20 protein-coding genes and 2 pseudogenes are annotated in these 19,596 nt (G+C 60.1%); 9 read left to right on the plus strand and 13 right to left on the minus strand.

Annotated features, from left to right (window positions below):
- From A3C3_RS0100945 to dhaL, 4 genes are read left to right on the plus strand one after another with little or no spacing between them, the layout of a single operon-like run.
- Nucleotides 1-1,035, plus strand: a complete 1,035-nt coding sequence (locus tag A3C3_RS0100945) for a Gfo/Idh/MocA family protein (RefSeq protein ID WP_022712751.1) — start codon at nt 1-3, stop codon at nt 1,033-1,035.
- Nucleotides 1,032-2,897 (plus strand): D-apionate lactonase, encoded by a 1,866-nt coding sequence (gene apnL, locus A3C3_RS0100950; protein ID WP_022712752.1) that lies wholly within the window; start codon nt 1,032-1,034, stop codon nt 2,895-2,897. Before A3C3_RS0100945 ends, apnL begins: the two co-directional genes overlap by 4 nt.
- 56 nt (nt 2,898-2,953) lie before the next feature.
- A complete protein-coding gene (locus A3C3_RS0100955) occupies nt 2,954-3,958 on the plus strand; it encodes a dihydroxyacetone kinase subunit DhaK (RefSeq protein ID WP_022712753.1) in 1,005 nt (334 codons plus the stop codon).
- Nucleotides 3,959-3,961: 3 nt separating this feature from the next.
- The gene (gene dhaL / locus A3C3_RS0100960) at nt 3,962-4,609 is read left to right on the plus strand and encodes a dihydroxyacetone kinase subunit DhaL (RefSeq protein ID WP_022712754.1); all 648 of its coding nucleotides are present in this window, start codon (nt 3,962-3,964) and stop codon (nt 4,607-4,609) included.
- Nucleotides 4,610-4,728: 119 nt separating this feature from the next.
- Here dhaL and A3C3_RS48375 read toward each other — a convergent pair whose 3' ends face one another.
- Entirely contained in the window at nt 4,729-4,983 is a 255-nt protein-coding gene (locus A3C3_RS48375) for a hypothetical protein (RefSeq protein WP_022712755.1), read from the minus strand.
- A gap of 12 nt (nt 4,984-4,995) precedes the next feature.
- Here A3C3_RS48375 and A3C3_RS48380 point away from each other — a divergent pair, with 12 nt between their 5' ends.
- Both A3C3_RS48380 and A3C3_RS0100975 read left to right on the plus strand, forming a co-directional pair.
- Complete coding sequence (locus A3C3_RS48380; protein WP_376774859.1) at nt 4,996-5,466, plus strand: alpha/beta hydrolase; 471 nt, start codon at nt 4,996-4,998, stop codon at nt 5,464-5,466.
- 102 nt (nt 5,467-5,568) lie between these two features.
- Nucleotides 5,569-5,835, plus strand: coding sequence for a hypothetical protein (locus tag A3C3_RS0100975; RefSeq protein WP_022712757.1), 267 nt, complete (start codon nt 5,569-5,571; stop codon nt 5,833-5,835).
- 264 nt (nt 5,836-6,099) lie between these two features.
- On the opposite strand, the gene A3C3_RS44920 is transcribed toward A3C3_RS0100975, so the two are convergent.
- Entirely contained in the window at nt 6,100-6,255 is a 156-nt protein-coding gene (locus A3C3_RS44920; RefSeq protein ID WP_156890767.1) for a hypothetical protein, read from the minus strand.
- Between the two features lie 2 nt (nt 6,256-6,257).
- Here A3C3_RS44920 and A3C3_RS0100985 point away from each other — a divergent pair, with 2 nt between their 5' ends.
- Nucleotides 6,258-6,452: a hypothetical protein gene (locus A3C3_RS0100985; protein WP_022712759.1), complete on the plus strand. Its 195-nt coding sequence runs from the start codon at nt 6,258-6,260 to the stop codon at nt 6,450-6,452.
- A 231-nt stretch (nt 6,453-6,683) separates the two neighbouring features.
- Nucleotides 6,684-6,902, plus strand: a pseudogene (locus A3C3_RS41025) (SOS response-associated peptidase family protein); the annotation flags it as partial.
- Nucleotides 6,903-7,063: 161 nt separating this feature from the next.
- Here A3C3_RS41025 and A3C3_RS0100995 read toward each other — a convergent pair.
- From A3C3_RS0100995 to A3C3_RS0101045, 11 genes and pseudogenes are all read right to left on the minus strand, one after another.
- Nucleotides 7,064-7,336, minus strand: a complete 273-nt coding sequence (locus tag A3C3_RS0100995) for a MurR/RpiR family transcriptional regulator (RefSeq protein ID WP_022712761.1) — start codon at nt 7,334-7,336, stop codon at nt 7,064-7,066.
- A gap of 48 nt (nt 7,337-7,384) precedes the next feature.
- Nucleotides 7,385-8,296, minus strand: a complete 912-nt coding sequence (gene iolE / locus A3C3_RS0101000; RefSeq protein ID WP_022712762.1) for a myo-inosose-2 dehydratase — start codon at nt 8,294-8,296, stop codon at nt 7,385-7,387.
- A gap of 88 nt (nt 8,297-8,384) precedes the next feature.
- The gene (locus A3C3_RS0101005; RefSeq protein ID WP_022712763.1) at nt 8,385-8,774 is read right to left on the minus strand and encodes a tautomerase family protein; all 390 of its coding nucleotides are present in this window, start codon (nt 8,772-8,774) and stop codon (nt 8,385-8,387) included.
- Between the two features lie 42 nt (nt 8,775-8,816).
- Nucleotides 8,817-9,624, minus strand: a pseudogene (iolB, locus tag A3C3_RS41030) (5-deoxy-glucuronate isomerase).
- Nucleotides 9,625-9,633: 9 nt separating this feature from the next.
- Nucleotides 9,634-11,475, minus strand: a complete 1,842-nt coding sequence (gene iolD / locus A3C3_RS0101015; RefSeq protein WP_022712764.1) for a 3D-(3,5/4)-trihydroxycyclohexane-1,2-dione acylhydrolase (decyclizing) — start codon at nt 11,473-11,475, stop codon at nt 9,634-9,636.
- Between the two features lies 1 nt (nt 11,476).
- A complete protein-coding gene (locus A3C3_RS0101020; protein ID WP_022712765.1) occupies nt 11,477-13,384 on the minus strand; it encodes a bifunctional 5-dehydro-2-deoxygluconokinase/5-dehydro-2-deoxyphosphogluconate aldolase in 1,908 nt (635 codons plus the stop codon).
- 71 nt (nt 13,385-13,455) lie between these two features.
- Entirely contained in the window at nt 13,456-14,475 is a 1,020-nt protein-coding gene (locus tag A3C3_RS0101025; protein WP_022712766.1) for a Gfo/Idh/MocA family oxidoreductase, read from the minus strand.
- 22 nt (nt 14,476-14,497) lie between these two features.
- Nucleotides 14,498-15,292 (minus strand): TIM barrel protein, encoded by a 795-nt coding sequence (locus tag A3C3_RS0101030; RefSeq protein WP_022712767.1) that lies wholly within the window; start codon nt 15,290-15,292, stop codon nt 14,498-14,500.
- Nucleotides 15,293-15,375: 83 nt separating this feature from the next.
- On the minus strand, nt 15,376-16,164 hold the full coding sequence (locus A3C3_RS0101035) for an ATP-binding cassette domain-containing protein (RefSeq protein WP_022712768.1): 789 nt from the start codon (nt 16,162-16,164) through the stop codon (nt 15,376-15,378).
- Nucleotides 16,164-17,285 (minus strand): ABC transporter permease, encoded by a 1,122-nt coding sequence (locus A3C3_RS0101040; RefSeq protein ID WP_022712769.1) that lies wholly within the window; start codon nt 17,283-17,285, stop codon nt 16,164-16,166. The genes A3C3_RS0101035 and A3C3_RS0101040 overlap by 1 nt, the downstream gene beginning before the upstream one ends.
- 124 nt (nt 17,286-17,409) lie before the next feature.
- Nucleotides 17,410-18,363 (minus strand): sugar ABC transporter substrate-binding protein, encoded by a 954-nt coding sequence (locus tag A3C3_RS0101045; protein ID WP_022712770.1) that lies wholly within the window; start codon nt 18,361-18,363, stop codon nt 17,410-17,412.
- A gap of 213 nt (nt 18,364-18,576) precedes the next feature.
- Here A3C3_RS0101045 and A3C3_RS0101050 point away from each other — a divergent pair, with 213 nt between their 5' ends.
- Nucleotides 18,577-19,572 (plus strand): LacI family DNA-binding transcriptional regulator, encoded by a 996-nt coding sequence (locus A3C3_RS0101050; RefSeq protein WP_022712771.1) that lies wholly within the window; start codon nt 18,577-18,579, stop codon nt 19,570-19,572.
- Nucleotides 19,573-19,596 lie beyond the last annotated feature (24 nt).

The following is a 19,596-nucleotide window of genomic DNA, read 5'->3' on the forward strand; positions in this document are numbered from 1 at the left end:
ATGACCGAATTGAAAGGTGCATTGATCGGCTGCGGCTTTTTTTCGATCAACCAGATGCACGCATGGAACGATGTCGAAGGCGCCAGGATCGTTGCGATCTGTGACCGCGATCCGGCAAGGTTGAAGGTCGTCGGAGATCAGTTCGGCATCGATCGTCGCTATAGCGATGCCGAAGCACTGTTTGCAGACGGCGGTTTCGATTTCGTCGATATTGCCACGACGGTAGAGAGCCACCGCGCCCTTGTGGAAATGGCGGCCCGGCACAAGGTGCCGGCCATCTGCCAGAAGCCGTTTGCCAAGACGCTGTCGGACGCAAAGATCATGGTCGAGACGTGCCGCAATGCCGGCGTAGCGCTGATGGTGCACGAGAATTTCCGCTGGCAGACGCCGATCCAGGCGGTTCGAAAGGCGCTGGAGGCGGGCGCAATCGGCACACCCTTCTGGGGACGTTTCTCCTTCCGCTCCGGCTATGACGTCTTCTCGGGACAGCCGTATCTAGCGGAAGGTGAGCGGTTCATCATCGAGGACCTCGGCATCCATGCACTCGACATTGCGCGTTACATCCTCGGCGACGTCTCCGCAGTCACGGCTCGCACGACGCGGGTCAATCCCAAGATCAAGGGCGAGGACGTCGCGACTATCTTGCTTGACCACAAAAACGGCGCCACATCGGTCGTCGACGTCAGCTACGCCACGAAACTCTCGACCGAACCGTTCCCCGAGACGTTGGTCGAGCTTGACGGATCAAAGGGCACGATCCGGCTCACCCAAGGTTACGGCCTCAAAGTGACCAACGCGCAGGGCACCACGACTACGAACGTGTCTCCGAAGCTGCTGCCATGGGCGTCACGGCCCTGGCATAACATTCAGGAGAGCGTGTACGCGATCCAGCAGCACTGGGTCGACCAGTTGAAGCGCGGAATGGAACACTCGACCTCCGGCGCCGACAATCTGAGGACATTCGCACTCGTCGAGGGAGCCTATGAAAGTGCGGCGAAGGGTCAGACGATCGATGTCGGAGCGATGCTGCAATGACGCTCGATCCATTTCTGCTCTACGGCACCCGTCTCGTCGAACCGAAGCCGGTCCGACTGCGTGCCGGAAAACTGGAGGCCGACCTTGCCAATGGCAGCCTGCGCACCATTCGCTATGACGGAACCGAGGTGCTGAGAGCAATCTCTTACCTTGTGCGCGACCGGGACTGGGGCACCTACAGCCCGGAGATCTCCGACCTCAAGATCAGCCAGAAGGACGATCGTTTCGAGGTCGGCTACCGGGCTCGGTGCGACGGACCGCAGAACACGACGCTCCTCGTCGACGTTCGCATCGTTGGCAGCACCGACCGGCTCGACTTCGAGGCCGAAGCTGTCTCGGAAACAGGCTTCGAGACCAACCGCTGCGGCTTCTGTATCCTGCATCCGATCGTCGGAATAGCCGGAACGCGGGCTGCCGTCGAGCACGTCGACGGCAGGATCGTCGCGACAAGGTTTCCCGATTTGATCGCGCCGTGGCAACCGTTCAAGGACATGCGCGCCATCAGCCATGACGTCATGCCTGACGTCAAGGCGGAATGCAGGATGGAGGGCGACACCTTTGAAATGGAAGACCAGAGAAACTGGTCGGATGCCTCATTCAAGACTTACGTCAGACCACTCGCCCTTCCGTGGCCTTATGCAATTCCGGAAAATCAGCCCGTCTGGCAGAAAACATCGCTCATCATCAGGGACGGCCGCCGCGGCCCACGACCCTCGGCTGCGGCCTTCGGCAAAACTATAAAACTCAAGCTCGGGGCGCGGACCGGTACGATGCCGGCAATCGGTCTCATCATTACACCCGAGGAAGCTGATGCGACGCTCTCGGCAAAGACGATACTATCGGAAATCGCTCCCCAGGAACTCCTCTTCCATTTCGATCCTGGTTCTGGACATGGCGTTGAAGCGCTCAACCGGTTCGCCGCAATCGCCGCCATTCACCGCGGCCGCTCGACGCTGGAGATCGCACTTCCCTGCAAGAAATCCCCAGCAATCGAGGCGGCCACGATTGCCCGACAGATGCAGTTGGCGGAATTCAACCCGGATGCGATCATGATCTCGCCCTCGGTCGACCGGCAATCAACGCCGCCCGGCAGCAAATGGCCCGACTGCCCACCTCTTGAAGAAGTCTACGCGGGAGCCCGCTCGGCCTTTTCGGGTATTCGCATCGGCGGCGGCATGCTGAGCTATTTTACTGAACTCAACCGCAAGCAGGTACCGGACGGACCGCTTGACTTCATCAGCCACTGCACCAACCCCATCGTGCATGCGGCCGACGATCTCAGCGTCATGCAGACATTGGAGGCGCTACCCTTCATCACCCGCTCCGTGCGCGCCACCTACGGCCGGAAACCCTACCGGATCGGCCCATCGACCATCGCGATGCGACAGAACCCCTATGGCAGCCGCACGATGGATAATCCGTCGGGTGCACGCATCCCCATGGCCAACCGCGACCCGCGCCATAACGGACGTTTCGCGGAGGCCTTTGCACTTGGTTACGCCATCCGAGCGCTGGATGCCGATCTCGAATGCCTGACGCTATCGGCGTTGACCGGTTCGTCTGGTTTGATCGCCGGTCCGACTGAACCGATCCAGGAAGGCGGCCGGCGCCCGCTGTTCAATACGGTGCGGACGCTGTCTGCATTGGCTGGTTCATCCTGGCAGGAGTGCCTGTCCTCCTCCCCCTCGAAGGTCCTGGCATTTGTCGTTAACGGCACCACAGGGGCAAGGCTTCACATAGTCAACCTGACGGGCTGCGAACAAACCATCGATCGTGGCGCGTGCACGAGAGCGTCAGGAGATGCGAGCGCAATCCTTCAACTTGCCCCCCTCGCGTCAGCGGTCTTTCCACTCGCCGATTGACCTTCAGCCTAGCAACTGCATCTATGACATCGTGCCTGGATCAGGGGAGGATCGGCGTGAAGACCAAGAAGCTTATCAATTCCGGTGCAAACGTCGTCGATGAGATGCTGCAAGGTGTCCTGGCGGCTCATCCGGACCATCTTTATGCGGCCGAGGACATGCCACGGGCGATCATTGCCAAAAACGGACCTCGCAAAGGCAAGGTCGGGCTGGTCATCGGCGGCGGATCCGGGCACGAACCGACATTCCTCGGTTTTGTGGGCAAAGGGCTCGCAGACGCTGCTGCGATAGGCAATGTATTCGCATCGCCACCGCCCGATCCCATAATCGCGTGTGCCAAAGCCGTCGACGGCGGTGCCGGTGTTCTTTTCATGTATGGCAATTATGCCGGCGACGTCATGAACTTCGATATGGCCGCCGAAATGCTTGCCCTGGACGACATAGAAGTGCGGACCGTTCTGACGACGGACGACGTTGCCTCGGCCCCTTCGGACCAAATGCACAAGCGACGCGGCGTGGCGGGCAACGTTTTCATATTCAAGGCCGCTGGTGCGGCATGCGATCTCCTGTATTCCCTCGACGACGTCGAGCGCGCCGCCCGGCACGCCAATTCGCGGACCTACACGATGGGCGTCGCGCTTTCGCCGTGCTCGCTGCCTCAGACGCTCAGACCAAACTTCCTGATCGGCGAAGGCGAGATGGAGATCGGGATGGGAATTCACGGAGAGCCCGGCGTGGCTCGCGGGCCACTGAAAACGGCCGACGAGGTGACCGACGAACTCATGGACAGCATTCTTCGGGAGATGAATGCCAGCCCCGGCGATCGTATCGCAGTCCTGGTCAACTCTTTGGGTTCGACGCCGATGATGGAACTCTACATCATGATGCGTCGCGTGAAGTCCCGGCTTGATGCTACCGGACTTGTCATCCACACCGCACTCGTCGGAAATTACTGCACGTCGCTTGAGATGGCCGGCGCCTCGATCACCGTCATGCACCTCGATGGGGAGCTTCAGCGCTTGATCGACCACCCCTGCGATTGCGCCATGTTTACGAGGTGACCAATGACGATCACAACCAGGGATTTGCAGCACCTGTTTGCGCGCATCGCCGAGGACATGGCGAAGAACCGTGACCGTCTTTGCGAGTTGGACGGAGTCATCGGCGATGGGGACCATGGCCTCGCGATGGACGCTGGTTGCCAGGCAGTCGCGAAGGCCGTTGGCGAACTCGACTCCACCCAGACTGCGCCGACGCCTATGTTCAACACCGCCGCCAAGGCATTTTTGAACGCGGTCGGCGCTTCCTCGGGGCCCTTGTATGCCACGGCATTCTTGCGCGCCGGAAATGCCGCGAAGGAAAAGCAGGCATTGAGCGCCGACGACTTCCTATCTGTTGTCGCGGCGATGGTTCAAGGCATCCATGAGCGCGGCAAGGCAGAGCTCGGCGAGAAGACGATGATGGACGCCTGGGGGCCGGCGGCCAACGCTGCGCTGGATTCCCGGCGTCGAGGAGCTTCCCTTTCCCAATGCCTGGCGGCGGCCGTTCAAGCGGCGCGCGACGGCTGTGAGGCGACGAGCGGCATGATCGCCGGCAAGGGTCGCGCGGCCCGGCTGGGTGATCGGGCGGTGGGACACGTCGACCCGGGCGCGGCGTCGGCCGTCATCATGATTGAAGCGATGGCATGGTTTGCGTCTACGCGTGATGGTTAGCTCATCATACCAGTTGACATGTCAATGACCAATCGACGGCCCGCGGTCCAGACGGCTTCGGCGTTCGTGCCGGCGTGACCTTCCTGTTCCACGCCAGTCGCCGCATCGCCATCCGCCAGTCAGGTCGCAATGCTGGTCGCAACGACACGGGGTCGTGCAGATAAGCCCGGCGAGATGTTCAGCGGCGAACGGGTGCTCACTCCAAACTTCGCCGAGATCACGGTATCCGTGCCGCCCGATAGCGCCCGCAAAGCGGGCGAGGTCTCCTGGCCACGGAAGCTTCCCCCGAACTTGGCAACGGATTTTGCCACAGTGAGGGCGCAGGAAATCGATGGGCCGGCGGCCGAAAACTGGTTGAGCCGTTCCGTGCGCAAACCGCAGCGTCCTTGTCTTCATCCACGGGTTCAACAATCATTTCGAGGACGCGGTCTTCCGTTTCACAGATCGTTCACGATTCCGGTGCACACAGCGTCCCGGTCCTCGCGACATGGCCCTCCAGGGGTAGTCTGCTCGCCTATGGCTATGACCGCGAAAGCACGAACTATACCCGCAACGCCGTCGAGAATTTGTTCCAGTATCTGGCGCGTGATCCTCAGGTCAAGGAAGTCTCGATCCTGGCGCGATGGGCAACTGAAAGAGAACCAGTCGTCCCAGTTGTCTACGATGAGGTATGCGCAGTCTCGCGCGTCCGGCGGGATAGCAGTGGAAGGTATCCGGAAGAACATGACGCGCGCGTGATAGTTGATTCGACCCTGACAAAAAGTATGCTGTGTCGCCCGGGACCGCAACGTGAAGCAGTATTGCCTGCAAAAAGCCGCCCAGCGGCCGCCTCGTGGCTCGGTCCAGTAAGCATCTGATAGGGACGCGCTTCCCGCCGCCCTCCGCAACCTCCGGCCATATTCAACGTTATTGAGGTATGACGCGGCCCTCAGCTGCGCTCCTTGGATTTGGAGGATGCGATGAAGAACATCAGCGACTGGCTTGACGAGAATGTGAATGACGAAGTGAAGGTCGATGACGAAGCCGCCATCGAACAGCAAGCCGACATCATCCGAGCGGAAGCCGAAGCCGCTGGCTATTCAGCAGAGGATCTAAACAAGGCATGTGGCGGCGACATAGCCGGGTACCTCAGAAATCGGCGAGTGGGGGCTGCTGGTACAAATGCCGACGGTAAGATGGCGGGCGACGCCTCTCCGATCATCACGCCCGGCTTCAATCAACAGTGACCCGCGAAATCACAAATGGCGCTCGCCCGCATCATGCGGGAGCAACGGGCTTGCTTTTGACGGCGCGACCCGGCGGAGCGATCTAAATTCCCTGCATTGAGAGCGTGGAACGAGCATTCAAGAAGTCTTCAAACCGAAGTAGGATCGCGTTGAACTCGTTCGCCTTCTCACAGTGGGTTTTGCCGAGCACCGCATCGCACTTGACTTTCTTCCGCAACGATAGAACATAAAGTGAACAAATGACGAGGTTTAGAAATGACCAGATCAGAGGAAGTCATCGCAAATGCACTGGCCGTCGTAGCCGCTTGTCGCGCTGAACGAGAACGTGATGCCGAAAGGCGGCAGCGCACTTTCGGCCAAATCGAGATCAGTCGGCCCATCCCTCAGATCAAAAGCCAGCAACTCAAATTGGATCTTCACTGATGATCCCGCTGACCAAAGAGGGCCTCGACTTCGAGGTGCAGGCCGCGCTTGCTTGGCATGACGACGATGCCCACGCTACGATCGCGACGCTGCTTGAGGACATCCGGCATTTGCGGAAGCAGTTGGTCCTGAGCGAGGGTGTGATGAGCCGCGGCATGACGCGAGGATGGACGCCGACGCTGGAACGGAAATGAACATGCGCCACCACAGGGGCATCAGTCTGGCGCCACCTGGGGACTACGCCATAGATCTAGCTCACGAAACCCTTGGCTCGTTGCCGGAAATGTATGTGCTGGTCGCCGCTTGCCCAGCATGCCTGAAGAACTCATCAATCGATCGCTGGGAACTCGGGCGGCAGGTTGGTAAACGCATCACCCTTGCCAATCTGGCGAAGAGGCTGAAATGTTCCGGATGCGGCAACCATGCCAGCAACGATGATGGCGAGTATCCACGACCGAATGCCAGTTATCCTGCACCGAGAAGATTACGAGCGCTGGCTGTCGCCCGAGCCTGATCCAGACGATCTCATGAAGCCCTTCCCGGCAAGCCAGATGAAGATGTGGCCGATCGGCAGGAAAGTCGGGTCGCCAAAGAACGATACGCCGGACATTCTGGACGAAATCGATCCGGACCTTGAGCCCTAGTGCTGACTCGGTTCCTGATAGATTGAGACAGTCAGCCCCTTTGCGACGGTTGCCGGCACGCTCGGCCCCGTTTTGTTGGCCCCACGAAATTCAATCGAGCCAACCAAATCCGACCAGGAAAAGTCAGGGAACGTCGACGCTGCATGTATCGATGAGGGCGTTCAAGCTGTGCCCGCAACCGCACGAACATGCTGACGGAAAAACTGCCGGAACTCCTTGAAGCTCTCAAAGCCCAGCGCGTTGGCCACTCTGACGACCGTTGACGGGGAAACCACGCAGCGGTCGGCGAGAGAATGGGCAGTTCCAAATGCGACGATTTCCGGATGAGCTAGTGCTAGGCGAGCAACGCGCTCCTGCTGCTCCGGCAGCCGAAGCCCGGTGGCGACGATGAATTGCTTCAACTCACTGATACTGGTGGGCTTCGCAGCAGTCATGATGATGCGCTCCTCATTGTCGCCGCGCCGACTTCGGCCATTTCCAAGCTAGGCGCGGAATTTAGCCTGGATGAACTCGAACGCCTTCGCCGTGTATTCCTTCGGCGCCGCAACGGCAGGATCCTGTTCCGCCTCGACAACCAGCCAACCGGCGTAGCCACTGTCCTTCACGAACCGCACAATCGGGTCGAAATCTACAACGCCGTCGCCGGGAACCGTGAACATGCCGCTCCGCACGCCGTCATTGAAACTCAGATCCTTTGACTGGACCTCGGCGCGGATTGCCTTGCGAACGTCCTTCAGATGGATATGAACGATGCGGTCGCCGAACCGCTCGATGAGCTTCGCGTAGTCGAATCCGGCTGCTGCGGCGTGTCCGGTGTCAAGAAGAAGCCCAGTTTCCGGCCCAGCCGCTCCAATGATGTCGGAGATCTCTTCGAAGGTCTCCGCGACCATCATGAGGTGGTGGTGATAGGCAAGCCTAAGGCCGTATTTGTCGAAGAGCCGCTTTGCGAACTCAGTCAGGCGGGAGGAATATCCGATCCTCTGCGTAGACGGCATGAGAAGGCGGCGGGACATCGGCTCGTCGAGCGGCGAGCCGGGCGTCATCATCGCGACCTCGCCATACACGAGGACACTGCATCCCATGGCCTTCAGAAGTTCTGCGTGCGTAGCGACGGAAGCCATCTCCTCATCGACCGACTTCTCTGCCAGTTGACCAGAATGCCATCCCGAAGCGAGGGCAAGGCCGTTACTGTCAAGCAGCGGCTTCAGGACCGATGCTTCGCGCGGAAACTTCCTTCCCAGCTCGACGCCCGCATAACCGTTGGCCGATGCATCCCTCAAGCAGGTATCAAGGGAGATATCGGCACCGAGATCTTCGAGGACGTCATTCGCCCACGACAGCGGGCTCACGGCTAGTCGTGCCTTCGACGAAGGCAGGGTTGATTGCTGGCTCATTGAATTCACTTTCGTTGTGCTGACTGTTGATCTGCAATCGGTTTGGTTCGTCGCCGTGCCGACAAGCCACAGCGACGGACAACTCGGCCTAAAGTTCTCCGGTCAGAAACTGCGCCCGGCCTCGGCCAAAAGACCAGTCCTCGTCGGTGTTCTGCGTGAAGGACACCATCACGTCGGTGGGGGCTGTCCCGGATCGTTCCTGGAGAGCCGAACAGAGGGTTTCGTAGAAGGTCGTCTTTTCTTCGGTGGACCGTGGGCGCGAGATGACTTCGACCATCACAAAACGGTCGGTCCGCGGGATATCGAGTCCTGTGTCGAGAGCACGGAGATGGCTCGGCTCGTGTTCGTTGAGGATCTGGTATCGATCCCGCTCCGGAACGTTGAACGACCTGACCATGGCGTCGTGCGCGGCATCGAGCAGCGTATCGATCTGCTCCGCGCTGCGACCGCGATAGATGTGGAACTTCATGAGTGGCATTGGGGTATCCTCGAACTGATTGTCGTTGGTCTCGGCGAGCCGTCAGGCGTCGCGTTTCATGATCCATTCGACTTCAGGAGCCGGAATGAAGCGCCACTTCCGAAGCGGCCCAGCCATCACGTTGAGGTAGTACATTTCGAAACCGTAAGGCGCTCCGCAAGGATGGTGGTACCCTCGGAACGAGGACGACGTCCCCGTCCGAAACCGCCATCGTTTCGTCCAGCTTGCCATCGTCGGTGTAAACGCGCTGGATCCCAAATCCTTCGCCCGGATTGATGCGATGGTAATAGGTCTCCTCGAGGTATGTGATCCGCGGGAAGTCATCCTCGTCATGCCGATGAGATGGATAGCTCGACCAGTGTCCCGGCGGAGTGAACACCTCCGTCACGAGAAGGCTGTCGCAATAGTCCTCGTTCTCCATCGCAATGTTGTTGATGTACCGGGTGTTCGTCCCTTTGCCCCGTTCTGTGAGCGAGATGCCATCGGGGCCAATACGCCGTGCTTCGTGGCCGCTTTTACCCGGCGCGGAGCAGACGGCAATCGTGCAGTCCGTCTCTGCATTAGCGCTCCAGTCGCGCCCATTCGGAACGTACAGGCAGTGCGGCGGCGTCTTCTCGAACACGTTCATCCGCTCGCCGAGAACACCCCAATCCTGCCCGGCGGCTGTGATCGAAGCCTTGCCCTCGACCATGACGAGGATGACTTCGTTCGTTCCCGTTTGAGCGGAGGCGTGCTCGCCTGCACGCAGCCTGTAGAGCGAGAAGCTGACATACCTCCAGCCCGCAGACTCCGGCGTGATTTCGTGTACCTTGCCATGACGGCCGAAAGGCTTGCGTAGAAGATCGCTCATTGGGGCTCCTCAATTCACCAGGCTCTGCAGGCTGATACTCCGCAGATACTGCGAGCGAGCCGCTTCTGATTTCTCAGTGCGGCCAACTTCTGGCACAGCCACGTCCCACCAGAAGCCGCCGCCGGCTTCACCGGGGCCGGGCTTCGGATCCGTGTCGATGACGATTACCGTCGGACGGTCCCTGCCTCGTGCTTTCGCGATCTGCACTTCGAGATCTGCGATGTTCTTCGCCTTGACCGCATGGGCGCCCATGGAGGCGGCATGCGCTACGAAGTCGATCTCCGGCTGCGCCTCGATGTTGCAGTCCTTGTAGAGATTGTTGAATTCCTCGCCGCCGCAATGGATCTGCAGTCGATTGATGCAGCCGTAGCCCCTGTTGTCGGTCAGGACGACGGTGAACGGGATCCGGCGCATGACCGCCGTCGCCAGTTCGGAATTCGCCATCATGTAGCTGCCGTCGCCTACGAAGCAGACGATCTCTCGCTCCGGCATCGCCAGCTTGATTCCGAGTGCACCTGCAAGCTCGTACCCCATGCAGGAGTAGCCGTACTCCATGTGATAGCCGCCCTGCGCTGGTTGCCAGAGGAGCTTCAGGGCGCCGGGCATCGTTCCCGCGGCGCACATGGCAATCGTCTGATCGGTGGAGATCCGTTGCACCGCTCCAATCACCTGGGCATCGGTCGGCAGATAACCGTCGGGCTTGTTCTCCGGCGCGGCGCAGTGCGCATCCACCTTCGACAGCCAGGAGGTTCTCGATTGCGGATCGAAGGAAGAAGCCTTGTGGGATCCGAGGCGACTAGACAGCTCCTCCAACGCCACCCGGGCATCGGCGATCAGACCGACAGCACCGTGCTTCTCGGCGTCGTATGGCTGCGTGTTGATTGACACAAGTCTCCGGCCGGGTTTGCCGAACAGTGCCCAGGAGCCTGTGGTGAAGTCCTGGAACCGGGTGCCCACACCGATGACCAGATCTGCATTGGCGCAGAGTTCGTTCGCCGCTGCGGACCCATCCACGCCCGCCGCGCCGAAGTTCATCGGATGTGACTGAGCGAGAGCGGATTTACCAGCCTGCGTCTCGACGACCGGGATGCCGTGGCGTGTCGCGAAATCGGCAAGCGTATTCTCGGCCTCGGAATATATCACCCCGCCGCCACAAACGATGACCGGGCTGGTAGCACTGCGGATGAGCTGCACTACGTCCTTGAGGTCACGCCGATCCGGCTCGGGGCGACGAATCCGCCATACCTTCGGCTCAAAAAACTCAGCGGGGTAGTCGTGAGCCTCGGCCTGCACATCCTGGCAGAAAGCGAGCGTTACGGGACCGCAGTTTGCGGGATCCGTCATGACGCGCATCGCGCGGGGCAATGCCGTCAATAATTGCTCCGGGCGATGGATCCTGTCGAAGTACTTGCTGACGGGTCGCAGGCAGTCGTTCGCGGATAGGCTGCCATCCTCGAAATCCTCGACCTGCTGGAGAACCGGGTCGGGACGACGGTTTGCGAAGACATCGCCGGGGATGAACAAAACTGGAAGCCGATTGACGTGAGCCAGTGCGGCTGCCGTGACCAGGTTCGTCGCGCCGGGTCCGATCGACGATGTGACAGCATGGGCGCGTCGGCGCTTGCTCGCCTTAGCGTATGCTATCGCGGTATGGGCCATGGTCTGCTCGTTCTGGCCGCGCCACGTGGGAAGGGCATCGCCGATGCCTTCGAGAGCTTCACCAAGTCCCGCCACGTTGCCGTGACCGAAGATCGCCCATACACCCTCGATGAAGCGGTTGCCCTCCTCGGTCATCTGGACGGAGAGAAAGCGCACCGTGGCTTGTGCCGCGGTCAATCGAATGCTCGTCATGTCAGTTTCCTTTCGCGACGCTGCGCGCCTCGTCCCAGATGCCGCAGAGGCGTTCGAAACGAGACGCCATGTCGACGACCGCGGCTTCGTCGGACAGATCGCCCTTCATCCAGGCGCGTGCCACGTCACCGAAGATCGTCCGGCCAACGGCGAAGCCCTTCACCAGCTCGAAAGACGCGGCAACCTGGAACGACGCGGAGAGTTCCGCTTCGGGAGCATCGAGGCCTAGAACGACGATCCCGCGCGTGTTGTCGTCATTGCGCTCGATCGCCCGGATTGCGTTTTCCCAGCCTGCTCTTGTCTTCATCGGCTCGAGTTTCCACCAGTCGGGATAGACGCCGATGTCGTAGAACTGCTGGATAAGTGTGGCAGTGGTGTCCTCGTCGACAGCGGAAACCTTCGACGGGATGATCTCCAATAGAAATTCCAGGCTGTTGCGACGGGAGGCCTCGTAGAGCCTCTTGACCGTCTCCTCCTGATTGGCGCGCTGCTCTGCGCTGTCGGAGGGATGGCAGAAGCAAAGGACCTTGACGACATTGTCGCGAGCCCATTCCTCCAGGCCACCGCAATCCAGGCCCAGTTCTGGTTCAAGCGTCAGCGGACGCGATCCCGGCCATTCGCAGGGTCGTCCGACCCACAGCCCGGTGCCAGCGGCCGCATGAAGTGCGCGCCGACCGATCCGATTGTCGCACAGGATGCCATATCCGGCTCTGCCGTTCTGGACACGCTGTGCGGCCTGCAGGCAGAGAAGCTTGAAATCACCGCCGCGCTCCAGCGTGTAGCCCGGCATCTCTTCGAGCTGCATGCGGTGGTCGAAGGCGAAGACATGCATGCTCGGCCAGTCGCCGCTGCGGTTCGTCGACCAGTGAATCTGTTCCAGTTCCTGATCGTTACGGAGGTCCGGACGCTTCACGCCGCGTTTCAGAAAGAACCGCAGTTCCTTCAGGCTCGGATATGCAGGAGTGCAACCATGGCGACTGACGGCGAACGCTCCGCAGGCATTTGCGTATTCCAATGCCCGGGGCCAGCTTTCGCCGTCCAGCCATCCTTTCAACAGTCCAGCAAAAAAGCCGTCGCCGGCGCCAAGGACATTGAAAACTTCGATTGGGAAACCTGGTCCCTTCTGAGCGCCATCAAGCGTGTTTGGAACCCAGTCCTCGATCGCAACAGCGCCCAAAGCGCCACGCTTGCAGATGAGGGTGGCGTCCGAGACCTGCCTCACGGCCCGTAGTGCATCGACAGTGTTGGTTGACCCGCCAGCGATGTGAAACTCTTCCTCGGTGCCGACAATGAGGTCAAAAAGATGCAGGGTCGACCGCAGCTTCTCGGTGACCGCCCGGCTTTCCACGAACCTGCTCTCGCCATCGCCGTGCCCAGCGACACCCCACAGATTTGGTCGGTAGTCGATGTCGAGCGCAGTTTTCACGTCGTGCTTGCGAGCAAGCTGCAACGCCTTCATGACAGCGGCTTCGGTGCGAGGATTTGAGAGGTGCGTTCCGGTCACCACGAGCGCCCTTGCAGTGCCGACGAACTCCCCATCGATATCCTCTTCGGAAAGGGCCATGTCGGCACAGTTCTCGCGGTAGAAGATCAGCGGGAACTGGTCTTCGTCACGTATTCCGAGAATAACGAGGGCGGTTAGCCGCTCGGGATCCGTCTTCACGCCATCGGTGTAGACGCCTTCACGCTCAAGTTGCTCGCGGATGAAGCGGCCCATGTGCTCGTCGCCGACACGCGTGATGACGGCGCTCTTAAGTCCCAGCCGGGCGGCGCCGCAAGCGATGTTTGTCGGACTGCCACCGATATACTTCCTGAAGGACCCCATGTCCTCGAGTCGGCCGCCAACCTGGGCGCCATAGAGATCAACCGAGCTGCGGCCGATCGTGATTACATCCAGGGCTTTCTTCATGACCGTTCCAGTCTTTTGATGCGAGGGATTGCGACGGGGAGAACTGGCCGTCCGCCCCGTCGTGATAAGGATCAGCCCAGTCGCACAGGCTGCTTCTTCGAGACCGACTCGATCGCGGCCAGCGCGATTGCCAATGCGTTGCGAGCGTCGATGCCGGTTGGTTGATCGCCGATCTTCCTTTCCCGCACTGCGTTCACGAAGGAGGCGAGCTGCGCCGTATAGCCCTGCACGAAATGGTCGGTGTCGCGGCGCCAGGTGTCATTCGACACCCCGTCCTTGTCGAACAGCGTCATGCTGGAGCGACGGACATCACCCATCGTGACCATCCCGCCGGAGCCGAAGACTTCGCCGCGGATGTCGTAACCGTACATCGCGCAGAAGTTCGCCTCGGCGACGGCGATGGAACCATTGTCGAAACGAATGTTGACGACGGCCGTGTCGAGGAAGCCCTTTTCGCGAGCATCCGGGCGGACGAGAGCGTCAGCCATTGCGAATACTTCGACAGGGTTCGCGCCGGGGTTCAGCCACAGGAGGGTGTCGAAGTCGTGGATCAGCGTTTCGTAGAAGATGGTCCAGAGAGGAATCTTGTCAGGATCGGCGCCGAACGGACCCGGATCGCGCGTCAGAGAACGGATGAGCTGCGGAGCGCCGACCTTGCCTGCGTCGATAGCCGCACGGCCTTCCGAGAACGCCTGATCCCAACGACGGTTGAATCCGACCTGCAGAGGAACGCCCGCTGCCTTGGCAGCAGCAATGCCACGGTCTGCATCTTCGAGGGTCAGCGCCATCGGCTTTTCGCAGAAGATTGCCTTTCCGGCTTCCGCTGCTTGCACGAGAACATTGGTATGGAACCGAGCGGGCGTCGCGATGATAACGGCGTCCAGACCCGGCTGCGCGAGCATTGCGGCGACGTCGGTATAGGAAGCATCGACGCCGAGCTTGTCAGCAAGCTTCGCCGCCGCGCCCGGTGCGGGATCCGCGATTGCTACGAGTTCAGCATCCACGAGCCTCTTGGCTACGCTCTCGCCGTGGAAGGAGCCGATGCGTCCAGCACCGATGAGACCGACGTTTACAGTTTTGACCTTGGCCATGACTTGTATCCTGTGTGGGAATTTAGAGAGTGAATGCTTCACGGAAGGCTGCGAGCGCGGCATCGGAATCTCCGGACGCCCAGGCTTCCATTCCGATCGGGCCGGAATAGCCCATGTTCTTCAAAGCCTTCGCGACGCCGTTCCAATTGACTTCGCCAGTGCCAGGCTCGCAGCGGCCGGGTACGTCGGCGACCTGGATCTCGCCGATCCATGGGAGTGACTTCCGGCACAGTTCGATCAGGTTCCCTTCGCCAATCTGCGCGTGATAGAGATCGAGATTCAGGCGCAGGCGGGAATGGTTGATGCTGGAAACAAGCGCGAGCGTGTCCTCCGCGCGCCCAAACGGAACGCCCGGATGGTCGACGGGCAGGTTCAGGTTCTCGAGCGTGAAGACCACGTTCTCTTCCTCGGCCATGTCGACGATGCGACGTAGCGTGTCCTGCGCCTTGAGCCACATCGCTCCTGTCACGGCTTCGATCGGCTGAACCGGAAGGCCACGATCACCAAGACCTGTTCCATGGAGGTTGAGGCGCTGAACACCGAGACGCTTGCCCACCTGTGCGGTCTCACGCGCGGTCTTCAGCAGTTCATCCGCACCCTCGTCATCGATAAGACGGCCCGTAAGGTAGCCGTTCATGATGGTGAACGTCGCGCCCGTTGCTTCGAGCTTGGCAAGATCATGTTCCGGCCAGTTCCAAAGGCCTACTCCGAAACCGAGTTCCTTGAGACGCGACGCGCGCCACTCGATCGGCTTGTCCCGCCACAGCATCTCGGCGCAGGCGGCCAACGGAAACGTGGATTGTTTAGCATTGCTCATTGGGGTGCTTCCCTAGATTTTGGGTATGAGTGTCCGGGGCCCGGCACCTTCGCGCCGGACCAAATTCGTGCATGTGGAAGTGATCAGATCGTGCCGCCGAGTTCCGCAGAGATCGACTGAAGTTCCTTGCCACCAGCCATCAGGTTCTGAAGGCCATCAAGGTTGATCTCGTCCTTGGCGAACGTCCCGAGGGTCTTACCGCGGTTCAACGCTGTGAATCTGTTGCCCACGGCATAGGCATGGCGCACGTTGTGGGTGATGAAGATCACGCCCAGTCCGTTGTTTCGCACCTGGTCGATGTACTTCAGAACCATTGAGGTCTGTGCCACGCCGAGAGCGGATGTCGGCTCGTCGAGGATGAGAACCTTGGCACCGAAGTAGACCGCACGGGCGATTGCCACGCACTGGCGTTCGCCGCCTGAGAGAGTGCCGACAGCTTGGCCCGGCTCGCGAACGTCAATTCCAATCTTCTTCATTTCTTCGCTGGTGATACGATCAGCGAATTCCATGTCCATGTACTTGAACGGACCAAAGCCCTTGAGCGGCTCGCGGCCCATGAAGAAGTTGCGCGTCACGGACATCAGCGGGATCATCGCAAGATCCTGGTAGACGGTGGCGATCCCTGCATCAAGCGCACCACGGGGTCCGTTGAACGCGTGAGGCTTACCTTCGACCAGGAAGTCGCCCGACGTGGGCTTGAATACGCCGGACAGCGTGTTGATCAATGTCGACTTGCCCGCACCGTTGTCGCCAAGCAGGCAGAGCACCTCCCCTGCGTGGACACTCAGCGAAACGCCGTTGAGAGCGATGATCGATCCGAAATGCTTTACGAGATTCTTGACCTCGACGAGTGGCGTCTGAGTGTTGCTCATCAGCGTTCTCCCGTCACGCGCTTGCGAATGATGTTGTTGAAGATGACCGCGGTGAGCAGCATGCCGCCGAGGAAAACCAGATACCAATCCTGGTCGATGGAGGTGTAGGTCAGGCCGATCAGGACCATGCCGAAGACGATGGACCCGAAGAACGCGCCGATTGCCGAGCCATATCCTCCGGTCAGGAGACATCCGCCGATGACCGCTGCGATGATTGCTTCGAACTCCTTCTGGAAGCCGCGGCGTGCATCTGTGGAGCCAGCGTCGAGGACGGTCAGAATGGCTACGAGAGTGGCGCACATGGCGGTGCCAATGAACAGCGTAGTCTTCACGCGAGCAACGGGGACACCGGACTTGCGCGCGGCCTTCGGGTCGCCGCCAGAGGCGAAGATCCAGTTGCCGAACCGTGTGCGGAGGAGAATCCACGTTGCGAACAGCGCAATGAAGACGAACCAGAGGATTTCCACCGGAATGCCGGGGACCTTGGGCGCACCACTTGGGAAAGTCTCAATGATGCCGTTGCTTCCGAGCCAGGAAAACAGACCCGTGAAGGCGTCGCCGGAAAAGATCGGCGCAATCGGGCTGTCAGCGACAGCTTCCTTCATGCCGCGAAGCTGGGTTGCGCCGCCGCTCGCCCACTTCAGGCCCACGAGCGTCAGACCGCGGAGAATGAAGAGGAATGCAAGCGTGACGATGAACGACGGCAGGCCCGTCCGCATGGTGAGCTGAGCGTTGACGACACCAATGACCGCAGCGAATGCGAGCGCGATCAGGATAGCGACGCTTAGCGGCAGATGAAGGACAACCAGGGCGGTACCGAAGACGAGGCCAGCGAACGCGACCATGGATCCAATGGAAAGGTCAAACTCGCCGCCAATCATCAGCAGCGCCGCACCAATCGCAAGGATTCCAAGCTGGGCTGCGGGAGCCATGAAGTTGACCACGCCTGCGAGCGTGAACATGGCGGGGTTGGCGGTGAAGAAGAAGAAGATCGTTACGAGAACCAGTCCTGCCACGGCGCCGAGTTCCGGGCGACGTGCGAGCGCGGTCATGGTCGAGACCTTCTTCAGGCGCTCGTCGGATCGGGAAGCGGTCCCGTTCTGTTCGTTGGCCAGGGTCATGGTCGTACCTCAAAGATGAAGAGTTAGTCGTGCGCCACCTGTATCCGGTCAGACCGTATCGGGATCGGATGTCGGGCGATGATGGCGGCCCCCGCAGGAGGGGCGGGAGCCGCCTCGGGTCCGCTTAGCGGATACCCTGGGAGGATTTCTCGATAACCGAGGCTGCTGCGTCCTTCTCGACAAAGCTCGGGCCGGAGGCGACGTTGCCAGCGGGGATCGTGCCATAGCGGGCATTGAGCGCAAGGAAAGTCACAGGCAGGTAGCCCTGCAGATAGGGCTGCTGGTCGACGGCGAAGAGCGCCTTGCCCTCAGACACAGCTTTCAGGAAGCCAGCCGACAAGTCGTAGGAAGCAACCTTAACCTTGTCGCCATTGCCCATCTTCTCAACGACGGCGACAGCACGCTCGCCAACGAGCGGAGCGGACAGACCGAGGACGACGTCGATGGACGGATCGGAGGTCAGGGCAGCCTGGATCTTGGATTCGATTTCGGCCGGATCGGCAGTGGTCGGCAGAACCGTGACCTTGCCGCCTTCGAAGCCCTTCTCGGTACCTGCGCAACGCTGGTCGAGTGCGGCGTTACCAACTTCCTGGTTGACGCACAGGACATGCTTCAGACCGAGCGACTTGAGCTTCGCACCAACCTTCACGCCCGCCGGAAGTTCATCCTGGCCGACATGGAGCTTGATGCCGAGCTTTTCCGCAGCAGCAATGCCCGAGTTCATGGAGATGACCGGGATGCCAGCGGCGACGGCTTTCTGAATGGCCGGGCCAAGCGCATCCGGATCAGGGTCGGAGATCACAATGCCCGCGGGATTCTGGTTGGCTGCTGCTTCGATGAGCTGGCCCATCGCGACCATGTCGAAGGTTTCCGGTGCGCGGTAGTCGACCTTGACGTTGCTGTCCTTGCCAGCCTGCATCATGCCGTTCTTCACGATCGACCAGAAGGGGTCGGATGCCTGGCCATGCGTCACGGCGATGATGCTGATCTGTTCTTCGGCTTTTGCGCCGACTGACCACGAGGCGGCGATGCCAACTGCAACCGCGCACGATGCAAGCGTCTTGATAAATGCTTTCATTTTTCTCTCCTCCGATTCCGCCACTCCAAGGCGGTGAAAGCGCTACCGGGTGCATTGTTATTGCCACCGGGTGCAAACTCTCTTGCTACCGGGTGCAAAATAGTTTGCTACCGGGTGCAAGCAGGTGCATATTATGTAAGAATGAGTTAAAAGCAAGCATTCATTTCATCGAAATCGCAAAATGGAATATATGTTCCATTTTAGGGAGGCGGCATGCGCAAAAGAGCAACGGCGAAGCAAGTGGCGGAGGCCGCAGGAGTATCGAAGTGGACAGTGATCCGCGCATTCACGCCCGGGGCCTCGATCACCGAAGAGAGCAAGCGCAAGGTGCTCGAAACCGCCGCAGCTCTCAATTACACTCCAAACCTACTCGCCAGGAGCCTTGCCACAAACACCACCGGACAGGTGGCGGTCTTCGTTGATGACTTCGCCAATCCCCAGAAGTTGCCATTCCTTGAGTCGCTGACTGAAAAGCTGCAGGCCGCTGGGCTCGTTGTGATGCTCATCAACATCAACAACCACTTCGACCACGTGAACGCGCTGCTTCATGCGGACCAACGGCAGGTGGACGCCATCATCCTTTTCGGCACGGCCTTTCGCGATGAGACTCTTACTGACCTTCAACTCGGCAACGGAATGCCACCGATGTTCGTGCTTGCACGAGATAGTCAGATCGAGGGTGTTCCTGCTGTTGTCTGCGACGCGGAACTCGCACTAAGGGAAATCGTCGATCACCTTCATGCGAAGGGCTACAAGCGTCCGGGCTTCATGAGCGGTGCGGCAGCACTCTCAACCGCATTGAGGCGTCGCCAGCACTTCGCCGAGTTCTGGGCGGAGAAGGGAGTAACGGATATCGCGCTTCTTTTCGCCGAGAAATATAGCGCCCCGGCCGGGGCCGCATCGATCAGGCGTTACCTCTCCGAGACCGCGGCTCAAGATCGTGTCGATGTACTCATGTGTGAGAACGATATTCTGGCTATCGGCGCCATGGACGAGATTCGCGGAAAGTTCGGCCTCAGAGTGCCCGAGGACATCGCAATCGTTGGCTTTGACAACTACGAATTGGGTGGTTCGTTTGCATACGGTCTCACGACCTACGAGCAACCGCGCAACGAGATGGTCGATGTGGTCCTCAAGATGATCAAGGGAAAGATCGAGCCCGAAACGATCACGCTTCCTGGAAGGCTCATCGTGAGGCGATCCGCGTAAAGCGAGGACTATTGTTGCGCGGGA

The organism is Rhizobium mongolense USDA 1844, assembly GCF_000419765.1.
Classification (GTDB): domain Bacteria; phylum Pseudomonadota; class Alphaproteobacteria; order Rhizobiales; family Rhizobiaceae; genus Rhizobium; species Rhizobium mongolense.

Excerpts from the sequence above, each read along its gene's own strand:
- A3C3_RS0100945 (WP_022712751.1), top strand. The coding sequence starts at position 1 with ATGACCGAATTGAAAGGTGCATTGATCGGCTGCGGCTTTTTTTCGATC.
- apnL (WP_022712752.1), top strand. The coding sequence starts at position 1,032 with ATGACGCTCGATCCATTTCTGCTCTACGGCACCCGTCTCGTCGAACCG.
- dhaL (WP_022712754.1), top strand. The coding sequence starts at position 3,962 with ATGACGATCACAACCAGGGATTTGCAGCACCTGTTTGCGCGCATCGCC.
- A3C3_RS0100975 (WP_022712757.1), top strand. The coding sequence starts at position 5,569 with ATGAAGAACATCAGCGACTGGCTTGACGAGAATGTGAATGACGAAGTG.
- A3C3_RS0100985 (WP_022712759.1), top strand. The coding sequence starts at position 6,258 with ATGATCCCGCTGACCAAAGAGGGCCTCGACTTCGAGGTGCAGGCCGCG.
- A3C3_RS0100995 (WP_022712761.1), bottom strand. The coding sequence starts at position 7,336 with ATGACTGCTGCGAAGCCCACCAGTATCAGTGAGTTGAAGCAATTCATC.
- iolE (WP_022712762.1), bottom strand. The coding sequence starts at position 8,296 with ATGAGCCAGCAATCAACCCTGCCTTCGTCGAAGGCACGACTAGCCGTG.
- A3C3_RS0101005 (WP_022712763.1), bottom strand. The coding sequence starts at position 8,774 with ATGCCACTCATGAAGTTCCACATCTATCGCGGTCGCAGCGCGGAGCAG.
- iolD (WP_022712764.1), bottom strand. The coding sequence starts at position 11,475 with ATGACGAGCATTCGATTGACCGCGGCACAAGCCACGGTGCGCTTTCTC.
- A3C3_RS0101020 (WP_022712765.1), bottom strand. The coding sequence starts at position 13,384 with ATGAAGAAAGCCCTGGATGTAATCACGATCGGCCGCAGCTCGGTTGAT.
- A3C3_RS0101025 (WP_022712766.1), bottom strand. The coding sequence starts at position 14,475 with ATGGCCAAGGTCAAAACTGTAAACGTCGGTCTCATCGGTGCTGGACGC.
- A3C3_RS0101030 (WP_022712767.1), bottom strand. The coding sequence starts at position 15,292 with ATGAGCAATGCTAAACAATCCACGTTTCCGTTGGCCGCCTGCGCCGAG.
- A3C3_RS0101035 (WP_022712768.1), bottom strand. The coding sequence starts at position 16,164 with ATGAGCAACACTCAGACGCCACTCGTCGAGGTCAAGAATCTCGTAAAG.
- A3C3_RS0101040 (WP_022712769.1), bottom strand. The coding sequence starts at position 17,285 with ATGACCCTGGCCAACGAACAGAACGGGACCGCTTCCCGATCCGACGAG.
- A3C3_RS0101045 (WP_022712770.1), bottom strand. The coding sequence starts at position 18,363 with ATGAAAGCATTTATCAAGACGCTTGCATCGTGCGCGGTTGCAGTTGGC.
- A3C3_RS0101050 (WP_022712771.1), top strand. The coding sequence starts at position 18,577 with ATGCGCAAAAGAGCAACGGCGAAGCAAGTGGCGGAGGCCGCAGGAGTA.